Origin of the sequence: Hymenobacter qilianensis (assembly GCF_014638675.1) — a bacterium.
Taxonomy (GTDB): Bacteria; Bacteroidota; Bacteroidia; order Cytophagales; family Hymenobacteraceae; genus Hymenobacter; species Hymenobacter qilianensis.
This window is the reverse complement of sequence record NZ_BMFN01000003.1, coordinates 874702-891078: the sequence shown is the minus strand read 5'-3', so window position 1 is coordinate 891078 and position 16377 is coordinate 874702. Positions and strand designations below refer to the sequence as shown.

12 protein-coding genes are annotated in these 16377 nt (G+C 51.1%); 2 read left to right on the top strand and 10 right to left on the bottom strand.

Going from position 1 to position 16377, the window contains the following annotated elements:
- Window positions 1–6 precede the first annotated feature (6 nt).
- The 6 genes from IEW06_RS17970 to IEW06_RS17940 all read right to left on the bottom strand — a co-directional run bounded on the left by IEW06_RS17970 (window position 7) and on the right by IEW06_RS17940 (window position 7019).
- Window positions 7–1011: a glycosyltransferase family 2 protein gene (locus IEW06_RS17970; RefSeq protein WP_187731492.1), complete on the bottom strand. Its 1005-nt coding sequence runs from the start codon at window positions 1009–1011 to the stop codon at window positions 7–9.
- A gap of 60 nt (window positions 1012–1071) precedes the next feature.
- Window positions 1072–3408, bottom strand: coding sequence for a GumC family protein (locus IEW06_RS17965; RefSeq protein ID WP_187731493.1), 2337 nt, complete (start codon window positions 3406–3408; stop codon window positions 1072–1074).
- A 1014-nt stretch (window positions 3409–4422) separates the two neighbouring features.
- Entirely contained in the window at window positions 4423–4542 is a 120-nt protein-coding gene (locus IEW06_RS21035; protein ID WP_223284436.1) for a hypothetical protein, read from the bottom strand.
- Between the two features lie 477 nt (window positions 4543–5019).
- A complete protein-coding gene (locus IEW06_RS21030) occupies window positions 5020–5292 on the bottom strand; it encodes a phage integrase SAM-like domain-containing protein (RefSeq protein WP_223284437.1) in 273 nt (90 codons plus the stop codon).
- Window positions 5273–6565, bottom strand: coding sequence for a Y-family DNA polymerase (locus IEW06_RS17945; protein ID WP_188548689.1), 1293 nt, complete (start codon window positions 6563–6565; stop codon window positions 5273–5275). Before IEW06_RS17945 ends, IEW06_RS21030 begins: the two co-directional genes overlap by 20 nt.
- Window positions 6549–7019, bottom strand: coding sequence for a LexA family protein (locus IEW06_RS17940; protein ID WP_187731496.1), 471 nt, complete (start codon window positions 7017–7019; stop codon window positions 6549–6551). The genes IEW06_RS17945 and IEW06_RS17940 overlap by 17 nt, the downstream gene beginning before the upstream one ends.
- A 235-nt stretch (window positions 7020–7254) precedes the next feature.
- On the opposite strand from IEW06_RS17940, the gene IEW06_RS17935 reads away from it, so the two are divergent.
- The gene (locus tag IEW06_RS17935; RefSeq protein ID WP_188548688.1) at window positions 7255–7545 is read left to right on the top strand and encodes a hypothetical protein; all 291 of its coding nucleotides are present in this window, start codon (window positions 7255–7257) and stop codon (window positions 7543–7545) included.
- A 93-nt stretch (window positions 7546–7638) separates the two neighbouring features.
- On the opposite strand, the gene IEW06_RS17930 is transcribed toward IEW06_RS17935, so the two are convergent.
- From IEW06_RS17930 to IEW06_RS17920, 3 genes are all read right to left on the bottom strand, one after another.
- The gene (locus IEW06_RS17930) at window positions 7639–8967 is read right to left on the bottom strand and encodes a gluconate:H+ symporter (protein WP_187731498.1); all 1329 of its coding nucleotides are present in this window, start codon (window positions 8965–8967) and stop codon (window positions 7639–7641) included.
- 165 nt (window positions 8968–9132) lie between these two features.
- Window positions 9133–11676 (bottom strand): ABC transporter permease, encoded by a 2544-nt coding sequence (locus IEW06_RS17925; protein WP_229743164.1) that lies wholly within the window; start codon window positions 11674–11676, stop codon window positions 9133–9135.
- A gap of 301 nt (window positions 11677–11977) precedes the next feature.
- Complete coding sequence (locus IEW06_RS17920) at window positions 11978–12673, bottom strand: ABC transporter ATP-binding protein (protein ID WP_229743163.1); 696 nt, start codon at window positions 12671–12673, stop codon at window positions 11978–11980.
- A 230-nt stretch (window positions 12674–12903) separates the two neighbouring features.
- On the opposite strand from IEW06_RS17920, the gene IEW06_RS17915 reads away from it, so the two are divergent.
- Window positions 12904–13611 carry an arylesterase gene (locus tag IEW06_RS17915; protein ID WP_188548687.1) on the top strand — a complete coding sequence of 236 codons (708 nt, stop codon included), beginning with the start codon at window positions 12904–12906 and terminating at the stop codon, window positions 13609–13611.
- Window positions 13612–13758: 147 nt separating this feature from the next.
- On the opposite strand, the gene IEW06_RS17910 is transcribed toward IEW06_RS17915, so the two are convergent.
- Window positions 13759–16287: a M1 family metallopeptidase gene (locus tag IEW06_RS17910; RefSeq protein WP_308422037.1), complete on the bottom strand. Its 2529-nt coding sequence runs from the start codon at window positions 16285–16287 to the stop codon at window positions 13759–13761.
- Window positions 16288–16377: the final 90 nt, after the last annotated feature.

The following is a 16377-nucleotide window of genomic DNA, read 5'->3' as shown; positions in this document are numbered from 1 at the left end:
GCTATTCTATTTATTATAGCGCACCAAAGGCCAGAGAACCTGTGAACCCTTCAAATAAGCTTTGCAGGTAGCTTCTACGTTTGACACTATATTTATTGGTTTCCCTAACCCATTTAAATACAGCCAATAAACTAGTTGTGCGGGGGAAGTAGATGATAGTTTTTGTAGGGCGGCAAGCAACTCTTTTTTCTCTGTTTCGTCGTAGATGTCCCAAGCCAAACAATTCGCATGTTTGCACGCGAGCTGGGTTTTGCTAGCCAACACGTCTTTTATTTCCCACCCCCGTTGATGGTAAGCTGGCTCCAGGACCTCTTCAAATACCCGTTGAAGACCTGTAATTTCCGTGAGCTTGCGTTTGCGTCTTGCATGTCCAGTCGTTTCCCAGACTCGGTAAAAAGCTAGGGTTTCATCCAGATAAATGTTATCGTAACCAGCGGCACAGATAGCCGATGCTAAACTATAATCTTCTACTTGGGTCGGCCTACCTGATACATAGTTCACGGTAACCAGTGCTTCCCGTTTAAACATGATGATGTTGGCTGCTACTCGGTAGCCTTTCAGCATAGACCGTAAAGCCTCATTACTTGCTTGAGAACCTGACTTCCTAAACAATTTTCTATGTTGTAAAAACGCCCCAGCATGATCAATTTCCTGAACAGCAGCGTGCGCATATCCAGCTTTAGGAAACTTAAGTAATTGCTGCCCTAATTTTTCTATGTAATTAGGTGATAAATAGTCGTCAGAATCAAGCCGAACAATAAAATCCCCTGATGCGTGGCGAAGACAGGCGTCTGTATTCCCCATTATTCCTACATTCTGCCGTTGTCGAATAACCTTTAAATAAGGGATTTCAGCCGCAAGCTTGGCTAAAAGCGCAGATGTATCATCGGTACTACAATCATCTGCAACAATTATCTCCAAGGGAGTATGAGATTGTTTTGCAGCGCTCTGAATGGCTTGCTCTAAATAAGCGCTTTGGTTATAGGTAGGAATACAAACCGAAACTTTCATGATTTATTAGCTTATTTCAGGTAGAAAATAAATATTAACAGATCTTAAAGCGTACTTAAATCACGATAGCAAGGACTTTTTTGCAGATTTACTTTGTTTATAGCCATATCCGTAACCATATTTTGGCAGATGATTATCCGCAGCATCATTCAGTACAAGCATGCAATTAGTTAATCTTTTATTTTCACACATTTTATTCATTAATCTAATCTGAGATTTAAGGGTATAGTTATACCTTGCTATATAGATGGTAGCATCAACATTGTGCGCTAAAGCAAAGGCATCCGCCACCTGGCCTACCGGGGCCGTATCAATAATAATGAAGTCAAAGTTTTCCCTTAATACGCGTAGTAACTGCTCGATTTTAGGGCTCGTCATTAGCTCTGCAGGATTAGAAGGAAGTGGCCCTGAATTAATGATATACAGGTCTGGGATGCTCTCTGAAGGCCTGACAATGTCATCAACAAATACATCGATATGCATTAGATAATCGGTTAGACCACTAACCGACTCGGAATTTAAGGTTTGCTTTCGCAAGTCCATATTTATTATAACTACCTTTTTTCCAATTAACAATAAGCTTGATGCAAAATTAACGCAAAAGAAAGTTTTGCCTTCGCCACTCATACTAGACGTTACTAATAATACACGACTAGACTTATTTACATTAATAGTAAATTGTAAATTCGTTCGAATAAGTCGAAACATTTCTGATAGTGGGCTGCGGCTATCTTTAGCGACCACAATTCCATTGCTAGATTTATTATGCATAAGTTCCCCTAAAATGGGAACAGCGGTAGCTTGTTCAATATCCTTTATTAACTGGATTTTATTATTGAAATGATGTTTTATAAATATAATGGCGAATGGTATGCCTAGCCCAAGGATAAGAGCTATCAAATAGATAGCTGGTTTCTTTGGGCTAACGGGCTTGGTGTACCAAATCGCGGGATCCACAATTTTTGAATTAGAAACAGTTGCCGCTAAAGTCAATCCAGCTTCTTCTCTCTTTTGCAAGAGATATAAGTACAACGAGTTCTTAATTTCCTGTTGCCTGTTTATCCCCATAAGTTCACGTTCAATAGTGGGTACTTTTTGAATTCTAGACGAAAACTGATTGGATTTAGCGGATAAACTCCTGCTTGTAATAATTAAGCTGTTCTTAGTTGATTTTAGATTATTTAGGATGTTATTTCTTAAGTAAGCTAATTGTTCATTCATGTTTTGCACAAATGGATTAGTCGGGGATGCTGTTCGCAATAGCCGTTCACGGTCCAACTGTAGCTCGTTAAACTTAACGATTAACCCCGCAAGCGTTGGGTCTGCGACACTAAGAGCACTAGGAATTAATTGATTTTGGACATTGTTACCCTTTGTTATATAGTTTTCAATGGATTCTAATACCTCGAGTTGAATTCGTGCTTCCGATAGCTCTTTATTATACCCACTGGCATCTTGCAGTGATTGGTGAATTTGTGAACTGACATCGGCTACCTCATTCTTGCGCTTGAATTCCTCAACTCCTTTTTCAACAGTTGATAACTCAATCCGCAAGCCTTTTAGTCGCTCATCAATGAATTTTATAGTATTAGAAGCTATTAAATTCTTGTCTTCGGTAGCCTCTTTGTTATAAACATCCATTAATTTATTTATAATGTCCTGTCCTTTATTGGGGACAGCATCCGTCAAACTTATAGTAACTACTGTTGATAACTTATTCACTGGATTTACCCGAAGCTTATCTACATAATCATAAGCTAATGTAGTAAGGTCATGGAATCTTACGATGATAGGTTTATTATAGGTTAGTGGCAGCCGCGCTGACGACGCAATTACCGTAAAAGTAGCGTACGGTTTTTTTATTAGTTCACCAAACTTATAAACAGATGCTTTTCCGTTATCTTCTAGTAAAAAAGTGTTGTTGTTTTTTGTTGTAATAGTGATAGGCTTTTCATATCCTTCCGGAGCTAAATTTTCTATAATTACTTCGAAAGGCACAGATTTCTTATATATTTCTTGTTCTCTAGCCCACCCCTTTATATAATAACTGGTTGTTAATGATAATTCGGCTAAAACACGCTGGACTAAGCTATGGGATTTTAAAGCTATAATTTCATTATCAATGTTTGTAGTATTGGGCATCATACCTAACTCACTTACAAGTCCGTTTTCTGAATACCGACTTACATTTCTTCCGTCCTTAATTAGCAACGTTCCGTTTACAACGTACTGCGCCGCAGAGCGATTTATATACAGAAATGCTCCCGTCAAACTCAAGGCCAGCCCAAGTAAAAACAAAGGCCAGTATTTCAAGTATTGAGAAAGCAATAGACGATAATTTGCTTCTTCAACCCCATCTAAATTGATTTTATTATCGTACATCTCATTGAATTTCATAATAACAAATTTCTAAATTTAGCAAAAAATCAAAAAGGAGCGCAACCCATACTCTTTTTTTAAGCAAACTTATGTGCAAGTGTGCTTACAAAGTGAGCTAAAATTATTTCCTTCATCCAGGTTAAGTGTTACTTGTCCCGTGAAGGAATGACTGCTGCATTCATTGTAATATTATTGGTGTATGAGTCACCTTTTTTTATCGCACAACTGCCTCATTATCCGGTGAATAAATAATTTATCATTTTCAAAAGTGTAAAGTTCCGTAGAATGGCCTAACCAAAGGCCAAACTGATCCATGGGCTGGAAAGTATAGATCAAACTTAACCCTTGAATAGGATAAGAGCAAATAATAATGCAATTGATTTGTGGTAAATTACAATAATGCAACTGTTATTAAAATAACACAAAATAAGCTTCTTTATTTACTATCGCTCTCGCTTGAATGGCTATCAAGAGTCTTACTACTCACGCAACAAACGCTAGATTAAAATTGTATTTAACAGTAGTATTTTTGTTATTAGATGAAAGGCGTAGCAAACACTCTAGATGATTCGTGGTCTTTACAAGCTAACTAATTTTAAATTAAGTGGTTTTATGGATATAAAGACAGTTAGATAAGGTTTTGTATTTTTTGCTTGTTAAGCCTCTATTGGCCCATCAAGTGAGAACCGACTTAGTACCGATCATTAACAGCTAATCGGGGGTGCTTTATAATTAAAAATACACTTAGATCCATGATTGAATAAGATTATACTTTCCGATATATGATTATAAATTTTGCTATATAGTTGCACTATTAGAATCTTTATCGATCTTTTCTACTAAAGACTCCGATAAAGTTTACTTAACAGAGGTAGCTGAAAGTCATAACCTACTGCAGGAAAGGTCAAGCAAACAAAACGGGTAGGGCGACCTGCTGTTTTGCTTTTAAGGCTTCTTGTGATTGTATTCTAACACTTAGAGCCTGAGTCGAACCGCTACATTGTGGGCTTCTCAACCCCACACTTTTTCCATCTACACCTTCTTCTGTGCGTCAGCGACTTTGGCGTAGCGCATTAGCGTTTTGAGGTCTTTGTGAGTAGTAAATTTCTGAAGTACTTCTATGGGCATCCCGCGTTCCAGGCTCTGAGTCACAAAGGTGCGCCGGCCTGTACAAAGGATAAGAGGTTATACTTTGGTACGCGCTCCATAATTCGTTTAGTGCCTTGATAATGCACCACAAGTGTTGATTTATCGAGACCACAGCGCTGTCCCAGTTCTTTCACATATTCATTGAACTTCTGCTAGGAGAGCTTGGGTAGCCCATTAGAATAGGGCTGTAGAATCGTTCGCGAGTATTGGTTAAGATCTAATCTAAGCCAGTCCCCCATTTTTATGGTGCGCAGCACTAACTGATCACTCTCAATATTCTCTGGGCGAATGGTGCTGAAGTCCGAATGCCTTAGCCCAGTGATACAACCTAAGGCAAATAGAAATAGGTCACGTACCTTGGCCAGGCGCGACTCCGCTGACAAGTCTGCTTCGAAGAGAATTTGCAGCTCGCTTTGGGTTAAGTAGATAACATCGGTCTCCGTATGCTTCAGGAGCTTGAATTTGCGGAAAGCAAGATTATCAGTCAATCCTTTTTTCCAGTGCATAACTCATCACTACTTTAACCCGCTTAAGATGGTTATTGACTGTGCCATTCGTCATCTCTAACTCTTTGGTCAGGAACTGAACAAAGTCATGGTAAAAGTTGGTGTCTAAATAAGATAGAGTCAGTTTGATGCCTCGTTTCGTCACATAGGCTTTAACGAAAGTTGAGGCTTTTTCAATGCCTCCGTATTCTAGTTTACTGCAGGCTTGTTGCCTTAGGCCCCACGATCTACAGAGCCCACAGCTCATCCCAGTTAGTAGTATAAGCCCCACTTTTAAAGTCAGCATTGCCAAGCCAGGGCACTGGCTGCTTGCCTTTGGGAATTACGGCCGTCGCAAACTGTACGGTGCCCGCCCCGAAGCGCTGATTGAGCTGGTCGAGGTCTTGCAGAAGCTTGGCGCGCGCTTCCCCTTTATTGGAGGTCGAGAACAAATTAAGCTGTTGCTGACCTGCCGTTTCCAGTCCGGCGAGCACCACCCCGGCCTTCGTGTAAGCCGAGCCGGGCTGCCAGATGCGCTTCAGGGCAATACGGGCGTGCCGTAGCAAATCGCTGGTATCATCAGTGGCTACGGGCAGGGATATAACAGTGGAAAAGGTGTAGGGTGGAGGCTCGATTCCGTACTTGTTTTTACTGATAAATACCGTCATCGTGTTGACGGCCGAGCCTTGCCGCCGCAGCTTCTCGGCAGCCCGTGAGGTGAAGGCCCCAACCGCTCCTAGCAAATCGGGGAAAGTGGAGAGGGGCTTACCAAACGAGCGGGTACAGGCAATGCTTTGACGGGTGGTTGTACCTTCATCGCAAGGTTGGAAGGCGTGGCAAGGAATACCTTGTAATTCACGCACCAAGCGGGCACCAACTACGCCGCCTACGTGCTTACGCACCCACGACTCGGAGCACCGGGCCAGCGCGGCCGCGGTCTGGATGCCGGCCTCGTGCATTTTAATAGCATACTGCTGCCCAATGCCCCACACATCTTCCACGGCAACCTGCTCCAGGGCCCACTGGCGTTTTTCTGTGGTATCGAGGCAAAAAATGCCCCCCAGCTCTGGATTTTTCTTCGTTATGCGGTTCGCGAGCTTCGCCAGCGTTTTGGTGGGACCGATGCCAATGCAGGTGGGAATATGCGTGCGCCGGTAAACCTCTTGTTTGATGTTGGCAGCGTAATCAACTAGGTTGCCGCAGTAGCGCTCCATGCCGCGCAGATCCAGAAAGGCCTCATCGATGGAGTAAAGCTCGATATCCGGCACCACCGAGCTCAGGTAGTACATCACCCGGCGCGACATGTCGCCGTAGAGGGCGTAGTTGCTGGAAAATACCCGCACGCCGTGTTGTTCGAGTAGCGGCTTTACCTTAAAATACGGTTCGCCCATTCTGATTCCGAGGGCTTTGGCTTCCTGGGAGCGCGAAATGATGCAGCCGTCGTTGTTGCTGAGTACTACCACGGGTACACTTCTCAGCTTTCCTTGAAAAGCCCGCTCACAACTCACATAGAAGTTGTTGCAGTCAACGAGCGCGAACATACTGGCCGAGTTTGCCGGGACGGGTTTCGTTCACGATGTGCGTGACGACGCCCCAGACGGTGAACACGTCGGGGGTATCAATCGGGATGGCCGGGTAGGTTGGGTTATCCGGCACTAGCCACCACGACTGATCGGGGCGCTGAATGAGGCGTTTGAGCGTGTAGTCCATGCCATCCAGCGAGGCAATAACGACGTCATTGGAACGGGGCTCGAGCGTGCAGTCCACGGCCAGCAGGGAGCCGCTGCGGATGCCGTCCTCGCCGCCCATCATGCTGTCGCCATAGGCCCGAATCAGATAAGTAGCATCGGGATGAGGCAGCAATAAGGCATTCAAATCTAGGGCAGCAGATTCGTGATCCTGAGCGGGCGAGGGAAAGCCAGCCGGTACCAGACTTTGAATGAAGGGTAGCCACACGGGCTGGCGCAAAACAGAGACAACAACAAATTCACGCATAGCAACGCAGCAGTAGGTTCGCTGCAAGTATACGATGTGCTAATTAAATTAGTATAAGTATTGACAATATTTTTAGTAAAACAACTGCAACGTGTGGCAGCTAATGGCCTATAAGCCGCTTTCGCCCCGGCCCGCAGCTAGCCAACAGGCTTCACTACTGGTCTGCTTGAAGGCTGTATTCACTAAAAGAAAGATGTTACCTTAGGCGCATTATCCACTCCATTGCAACACACCAATGATGTTCAAACCCTTACAAAATGGCGCAGATTTGCCCATTACCATAAACTTGGATCAGGTCGTTGCGTTTCGCCAGACGGAGGCTGTTCCAGGCCTGATCGACGTAGCCATCATCATGACGCGCCCCGAAGCCGACATTACCATGAAAGGCATTCCGCAGGAAAAAGTGGAGAATCTGATCCGGGATATTCTGGACCGGGATGGGGAAATCAAGCCTAAACCCAAGCACATAAACTCCACCTTTTACAAAGCCGATGAGCGGTGGGAGCCGGGCGAACAGTATAATTAGCCGCCTGCCTGAGCATCTTGCCGAAATTCATCAAAAAAGCCCCCCAGCGAATACCTGGGGGGCTTTTTTACGAAGTGTTTTACCACTGTGCACTTAGCCGGAAACCAATGGCAGAAGCCAGTCGAGGAGGAGTACGCCCAACAAGCCCACCACCGAAACGATGGTTTCCATGGCCGACCAGGAGCGCAGCGTATCGCGCACCGACAGGTTAAAATATTCCTTGAACAGCCAGAAGCCGCTGTCGTTGACGTGCGAAAACAGGAGGCTGCCCGCTCCGATGGCCAGCACCATCAGGTTCGGATTTACGGCTACCTGCGTCATGGTGGGCAGCATTACGCCGGCCGCCGTCAAGCCTGCTACCGTGGCCGAGCCCAGGCACACCCGAATGAGGCCCGCAATCAGCCAGCCCAGCAGCAGGGGCGGCAGGCCAGTACCTTGCAGGCCAGCCGCAATGACGGTGCCGGCGCCGCTGGCCATCAGCACTTCCTTCAGGGCGCCGGCGCCGCCGATGATGAGCAGGAGCAGGGCTACGTCGCGGATAGCGGCGCCGTAGGTTTCCATTATCTCAGGCATGCTTTTGCCCTGGCCACGGCCCAGGCTAAACGTAGCCACCAGCACCGACAGCAGCATTACGACGCCCGGATCGGCGACAAACGCCAGCACCGGGGCCAGCGGCCCGCTGGGGGGCAAAATTGCCTGCAAACTGAATACCAGCGAGAGCACCAGCACGGGCAGCAGCGAAGACAGAAAGCTGTTTAGCCGGCCAGGCAAAAGGCTGGTGGGGCGTGGCTCGCTCACAAACCCTGTCAGAGGCTGCGATACAATGCCGCGTAGCGTGCGACTATAAAAGATGCCGGCCAGGAGCACGGCCGGCACCGCCACCAGCAGCCCATAGACGAACGTGAGGCCTACGTCGGCCTTAAATAGCACAACCAGCGCGGTGGGGGCGGGGTGAGGAGGCAAAAAGCCGTGCAGGACAGACAGCGCGGCCAGCAGCGGCAGGCCCACGAACAGGGTTGGGAGGCGGTATTGGTAGGCTACGGAGAAAATAAGCGGGATGACCAGCAGAAAGCCCACGTTGTAAAACAGCGGAATACCGATGATAAAGCCCGTGGCCATCATAGTCCACTGAATATTTTTGGCCCCCAGCCGACCAACCAGCACGGCGGCAATTTGCTGGGCCGCGCCACTTTCGGCCACCAGTTTGCCCAGCATGGCGCCTAATACCACCACCAATACTACCGAGCCCAGGGTGTCGCCCAGACCTTTTTGCACGGCCGCCAACACCTGCCCCGGCCCGAGCCCCAGGGCCAGCCCCGCGGGAATGGTAACCAGCAAAAAGGCCAGAAAGGCATTCACCTTACCCCAGTTGATGAGGGCGATAAGCGCCAGCACCGCCAGCAGAATGATAAGTAGGGTCATGGGGGCAAAATAAAATGAGCGGACAGAGGAAAACTACTGCTGTCCGCTGGCTTTCGAACCTTTGACAATGAGTAAAAGCCCCCACAAGAGGAGATTTTGCTGTTTTACTTACATTCCTACAGCTTATGTGAGGCTCGCCAGCAGAGCGGGAAATATCCGCCCACTTTAGCTCACTTCGCCGCGCAGCACTTCCAGCGGTGGGCGCGTCAGCACGTCGCGGCTATTGAGCAAACCGATAAGCGCGGTGAGCGCCGTGGTAAGCAAGGCCAGCAGGAGCAGCGGACCGATCTGGGGGGCAAAAGGCACCTCAAAAACGAACGCACCCAAGGCCCAGGCCGCCATTACCGCCAGCCCTAGTCCGGCCACCGCCGAGAGCAGACCCAGCAGCGCATATTCGACCAGCGTAATGCGCAGAATCTGGGCCCGGCTGGCGCCGAGCGTGCGCAGCAGCACGCTTTCCCGCACCCGCTGGTAGCGGCTCACCACCACTGAGCTCACCAGCACCAGCAAGCCCGTGGCCATGCTGAACAAGGCCATAAAGCGGATTACAAAGGAGATTTTGGTGAGAATCTCGTCCAGGGTTTGCAGAATCAAGCCCAGATCAATGGCCGATACATTGGGATAATCAGCGACCAGCTCGCGCTGCACCAAGGCCAGCGTGGCGTTGTCGGGCACGCGGGTGAGCAGCACGTGAAACTGCGGGGCCGGCTCTAGCACGCCCTTCGGAAAGACCACCAGAAAATTGGTTTGGACCCGGCTCCAGTCGACGGTGCGGGTGCCGCCCACGATGGTGACCAGCGGCGCGCCCTGCACGTTGAAGGTCAGCGTATCGCCGATTTTAATCTTGAGACGCTCCGTAAAGCCGTCATCGAAGGAAACGCGCGGAATACCATCCGGGCCAACAAACGGAGCCTTGCCAGCCGCCAGCGTTTCGGAGCTAATGAGAGAATCGCGGTACGTAACGCGGTACTCCCGCCCCAGCGCGCCCTTAGAGACACCGCTGGCCGTATCCTTTTTCAGCTCCGCCGCCGAGCGCCCGTTGATGGCCGATAAGCGCATCGTCACAACCGGAACTTGCTGCAATACGGGTAGTTTATTGCGCTTTACGAGCTGAGTGACGCCTTCGCGCTGGGCCGACTGGATATCAAACAACACCAGATTCGGCTGCCCATTGGTAGACGATATTTCCACCTGACTCAGCAGCAATCCTTGCAATAAATACAGCGTTGCGAGCAGAAATACGCCCAGCCCAATAGAAACAGTGAGCAGTAGCGTCTGATTATTAGGCCGGTACAAGTTGGCCAAGCCCTGCCGCCACACGTAGCTCCAGGAGCTGGGGAAGTAGCGCCGAACCGCCCGCCGCAACCCTTCGCCCAGCCCGGCCAGCACCGCAAACGTGAGCAATAAGCCCCCCGCGAAGCCCAAAGCCAGCTTCCAGTCGCGGGTTTGCAGGTAAGCGAAGCCGGTGATAAACAGGATAATGAGCCCGTACACCAAGCCCCGCAGCGGATCAGAGCCGGCAGTGTCTTCTTCCAGCGAGGCCCGCAGCGTACGCAGCGGCGACACCCGCCGAATGCTCAGCAAGGGGAGCAAGGCAAATAATACGGCCACAAATACGCCCGTCAGAATCCCTTCCGCCACCGCCGACCACGAAATGCCCACGCTCACCGTGACGGGCAGAAAACCTTCCACCACCTTCGGGAGCAACAACTGCACGCCGGTACCCAGAGCAGCGCCCAAAATGGCCCCCAGCAACCCCATTAGCGCCGTTTGAAGCAAATAAATCAGGACGGCCTGCCAGCCGCTGGCACCCAGGCAGCGCAGCACAGCCACGGCGGCCACCTTCTCGCGCACATACAAACTCACGGCACTGGCCACGCCCACGCAGCCCAACAACAGCGCCACGAAAGCCACCAGATTCAGAAAGCGGGTGACGTTGGTAAAGGAACGACCGGTCTGCCGCTTGCGCTCGGCCACCGTGTCGCTGTCGATGTTGGCTTGGTCGAGGCGGGCCTCCAGGGGCTTAATAGTTTGGTCGACGTTAGTGCCGGGCGCAAACTGATAATATGTACGATACTGCACGCGACTGCCGCGCTGCAACAGGCCGGTTTGCTCCACCAGTTCGCGGGGAATAAAAACCGTGGGCGCCACGGAGGCGCTAAAGCCAGATTGGCCCGGCGTCTTGCGCACCCGCCCCGCAATGCGGAAAGTCAGCTCACCTACTTTTATAGAATCGCCGGGGCGGGCGGCAAACTGAGCCAGCAGCGCATCATCGACCAGTGCCACGCGTTGGCTATTGGCACCTGCTTCCCGAAACGCGGCTACGGCAGTGGTCGGCTCCGTAAGCCATTCGCCGTAGTACGGAAAGCCCCCCGTAAGGGCCCGCACCTGCGCCAGCCGCACGCCCTGACCTTTGGGAAACTGCACCAGCGAAGCAAATGCTACTTCGTCGCTGCGGCGCTGGCCGAGTTGACGCAAAGTGGTTTGGAGCGTAGAGTCGAAGGGCTGGTTGGCGGAGAGGACCAAATCGGCCCCCACCAGCTCGCGCGCCTGCTCGTCGATGCTGCGGGCCAGGTTGTCGCCGAAGCCGTTGATGCCCACCAGCGCCGCAATCCCCAGCACAATGGCCGAGGTAAATAGCAGCAACCGGGAACGACTGCGGCGGCTGTCGCGCCACGCCATGCGCCAAAGCCAGGGAAGATTAGACATGAGATAAAAGGGAAATTAGTGTTTGCAATAAGATAGGCGTTCCTATACTAGAACGTCATGCAGAGCGCAGCGAAGCATCTCGCTCGCGGTCGTTGCCACACATCAGGCGGTCATGCTGAGCGAAGTCGAAGCATCTCTCCTGCTTCGTTGAGCACCGATTGGAATTAGTCACAGTAGAGATGCTTCGACTCCGCTCAGCATGACGTTCTTCTTGGTTGAGTTTAGTAACCTCTCGTCAGCACGCGAGATGCTTCGCTGCGCTCTGCATGACCGCCTTTATAAAATGGCCTTTGTGTGCTCCCTATATTTCCACCCGTGCACCTACCTGATTAACCGTATCTGACACGACAGTGCCGCCTTTGATGCGGACGATGCGCTGGGTGCGGGCGGCTAGCTCCAGGTCGTGGGTGACGAGCACGAGTGTGGTGCCGGCTTCGCGGTTTAGCTCAAATAGCAGCTCTACTACCGTGGCGCTGGTGTCGGCGTCGAGGTTGCCGGTGGGCTCGTCGGCGAAGAGGATTTTGGGCCGATTAGCAAAGGCACGCGCCAAAGACACGCGCTGCTGCTCGCCACCCGAAAGCTGGGTAGGGTAGTGGTGACCGCGCCCGCCCAGGCCCACGCGCTCCAGTAGCTCCAAAGCCGTTTTTGTGCCCCCGCGCACGCCGCGCAGCTCCAACGGCACCAGTACGTTTTCGAGGGCGGTCAGAGAGGGCAGGAGCTGAAAATTCTGGAAAACAAACCCTACGTGCTCGTTGCGCACGGCGGCGCGCTGGTCTTCGCTGAGATTGTCCAGCTGAATTCCGTTGAGCCACACGCTGCCCGCACTGGCCCGGTCGAGGCCGGCGCACAAACCCAGCAGCGTGGTTTTGCCGCTGCCCGAGGGCCCTACAATAGCAAACGTGTCTTGCGGCTGTAGTTCAAAGCTGACAGCCTCCAGCACCGTGAGGTCGCGGCCACCGCTGGCGTATGATTTGGTGAGATTTTCTACTTTAAGCACGAAGGATGGGCGTATGGATTGTTATGAAAGAGGCAATAAAATGAAAATGGGCGGTCATGCAGAGGCGAAGCCGAAGCATCTCGTGTGTTTATCAGGTTTAGTAACCCTGCGTCAGCAGGCGAGATGCTTCGCTCTGCTCTGCATGACGTTCTGAATACATTCTAAACGACGTTTTAATCTTTATAATACTTTCTGTCGTTACGCATATACTTCAAAAAGGCCCCCCACGCATGAAAACCCTGTTGTCCGTATTTAGTTGCTGTCTGCTCCTCGCGCTGACCAGTTGCGGCTCCGATTCGCAAACCGCCACGTCGGTGGCTACGCCGCCGGTTGCTGCTGATAAAAAGCCCCCCACGGCACGCTCCCGCACCATTCTGTTCTTCGGTAATAGCCTCACAGCGGGCCTAGGAGTAGAGCCGGAAGAGGCGTTTCCGGCGCTGGTAGGGCAAAAGATTGACTCCGCTGGCCTGGGTTATACCGTGGTAAATGCCGGTTTGAGCGGCGAAACAACCGCCGGCGGACGCAGTCGTGTGGGTTGGGTATTGCGCCAGCCCGTGGATGTATTTGTGTTGGAGCTGGGGGGCAATGATGGCCTGCGCGGCCTGCCGCTCACTGACACGCGCCGCAACCTGCAAGCCATCATCGACACGGTGCGCCGCATTAGTCCGCAAACCCAGATTGTGCTGGCTGGCATGCAGATTCCTCCCAACCTCGGCGCTGATTACGCCACCCAATTCAAGCAGACCTACATTGATCTGGCCCGCGAAAACAAGCTGGTGCTCATTCCTTTCCTGCTCGAAGGCGTGGGCGGCGTGGCCAAGCTCAACCAGCCCGACGGAATTCATCCAACGCCCGCCGGCCACCGCCTCATTGCCCGTACCGTTTGGGATATTTTGCAGCCATTATTAAAGCAGCCAGTGGCAACAAAGGCATTGTAACGTGACCTCACCCGCGGCCCGGTTCGCTTGATGCGCGAAGCCTCGGGGAGAGGGGAGCCAGACGATACTTAACTAGGCCATTGGTAAGCAAGGCTCCGCGCAAACGCTTAATGCGCGTTACCCCGAGGTGAGAGGCCGCGGGTGAGGTCACGCGCTAGGTTCTGGCACATGCTTCCTCACCAATTTCTCCGCCCGAAATAAATCGTCGCTGGCTTGCAGAATCTTCGCTTTGAGCTTCGGATTGTACTTGGGATTTTTCGTGATAAATGCGCGAACCGTGCGGGCCGCCGCTGGCGACTGATAGCTCCCGAATGTGGCTTGCAACCAGGAATACGGAAAGAAAATATCGCCCGTCTGCTGAATTTCAGCCAACAGGTTCAGGCTCTCCGGTAAATACTTCTCCGACGATTCAGCGCGCAGCGGATGGTGCAGATAGCCTAGCGCGGCCACTACCCAAGCTTCCTTGCTGCGGTTCTTTTCTTCTTTCAAAGAAGCAAAAAACGCATCTCTGGTTTTGACGTCCGCGGATAGCGCAGGCATCAGAAATTCCATGCGCTTTTTGCGGTCTTCATTCTTAATTCGGGTCAGCTGCTTCCGCAGTATTTCGCCGTCGGTGCCGTAGTCGCGCACGGCTAGCGCCAGGGCCAAAGCGGTGTAATCATCCTCCGTTAAGTTGACGCCAGCAGGAGATTTTTCCGTAGCCCACACCTCGTATAATTTGGCTTGCGCGGCGGGGGTTAGCGCCAACGATTGATAGGCCTTAAACAGCTGCTTTTTGGCGTTGCTATTGGGGATTTGCTGCATCGCCTGCCAGATCTCATTTTCCAGGGCCGGAGCCAGCTCAGGACGTTTTGTGGGGGGCAAAAATTTCCAGAAAATATCGCCTAGCTGGCTGGTCAACAGCTTCAGATTCAGCTCTTCTTTTTCCTGCGTAAGCCCTTGTCTGGTTAGCGCCAACAGCTGCAATGGCGTTGCTACGCGGCCATTGAGCATATTCTCGTACAAATTCACGTAAGCCGCCGCCCGCGCTACTGGGTTTTTGAGTGCAAACACGCTGGGGGGCATTTTTTGATCTACCGGAAACAGACCGTAGCCCAGCCCTGTCGAATTGAAGAGAATATACGTCGGTGCGGGCTCGCCTTCCACGGCTTTTAGCGCCACTTCGCGCTGGTCCATGGTCACGGTAAACTCCTTCGTAGTGGTAGGATAAACCAGCGTTATTTCGAATAGCTGCGGCCAGAGGCGGTCCGACTTATCCTCGGCTTTTTGCGTCAGGGTTAAGCGTGAAATTTTGCCCCCCAGCGTCTGCAAATCATACCCGAATACGGGGCGGCCGGGCTCATTTACCCACACCTGATTCCAGGCCTGCAAATCGGCCGGTGTGCGCGCATCGAGCAAGCTGATCAGGTCGGGCCAGGTGGCGTTGCCGAAGGCGTATTTGCGCAGATATTCCTGCAAGCCCAGCTGAAATTGTTCGGGTCCCATCAGACGCTCCAATTGGCGCATCATAATGGGCGCTTTGTGGTAAATAATGTTGCCGTACAGCGAGCCCGCATCCTGCAGATTCTCCAGCGGCTGCCGAATCGGGTTGGCCCCTTCGGTGCGGTCGATGCCGTAGGCGGCCGGGAAATGATCCAATACAAATTTGAGGTCGTAGTTGGAGTTCTTGACGGCAATCTGGGTGATTTTGTCAGCCATAAAATTGGCAAATACCTCCTTCATCCACACGTCGTTAAACCACTGCATGGTCACCAAATCGCCGAACCACATATGAGCCGTTTCGTGGGCGATAAGGTTGGAGCGGCCTAGCTTCTGATCCTGCGTGGCGCCTTCGTCCAAAAACAGCGTGGACGCTTTATAATCGATAGCGCCCACGTGCTCCATACCGCCATATTGAAATTCGGGAATAGCCACGAAATCAAACTTTTGGAACGGGTACGTAATGCCGGTATACGTCTGCATAAATGCCAGCGCATCGCCGTGAATCTGGAAGATCGGGTCCAGACTTAGCTTCAGTTTATTGGGGTCCGTTTCGCGGTGCAGAAACTGCATGACGCGGCCCTTTTCGGTGCGCGAAATGCGGTCGAACTTACCGGCCGCGAAGGAGAATAAATAGGTGCTGATAGTGTCGGAGGGCGCGAAACGATACGTATTGCTGGCCGCGGTTATGGTAGAATCCCGCAACGGTCCGTTGGCTATAGCTTGCCACTGTTTTGGCAAAGTCAGAGTAAGCTGAAAAGTAGCTTTTAAGCTAGGCTGATCGAAGACCGGAAACACCGTGCGCGCCCGGTCAGGCACCAGCAGCGTGTACAGAAAATCGTCGCTCCGATTCAGCGACAAATCACCGGCGATAAACTCAATGTTAATCTGATTTTTGCCCTCTTTTAAACTTGTCGCTGGGATAATGATGTGCTCATTGCGGTGGTCAATATCAACCGCCTTTTCATTGACCGTAAGACGCTTGAGATGGTTGGTATTTTCCTTGAAATCGAGCTGTAGGGGGCTTTTATTTTCATTCAGATTAAACGACACCGATTCAGTAGCCAGAATAGGTTCTTCCTTAGCCACCTGAATCGTAAAGTGCAGCACATAAGCCAGATTTGACACTACCCGGCTGCGATATGCCGCCAGCTGTTGCGAAACGCCTTTTTCCACTGCTATATCGGTTGTTTTCACTGCCTTATTGCAACAAGCCAGCACAGCCGCGACGAATAATAGTAAACCAAAATGAGCGTACTTATTGAACCTGTTTTTCATAAAGGGAAT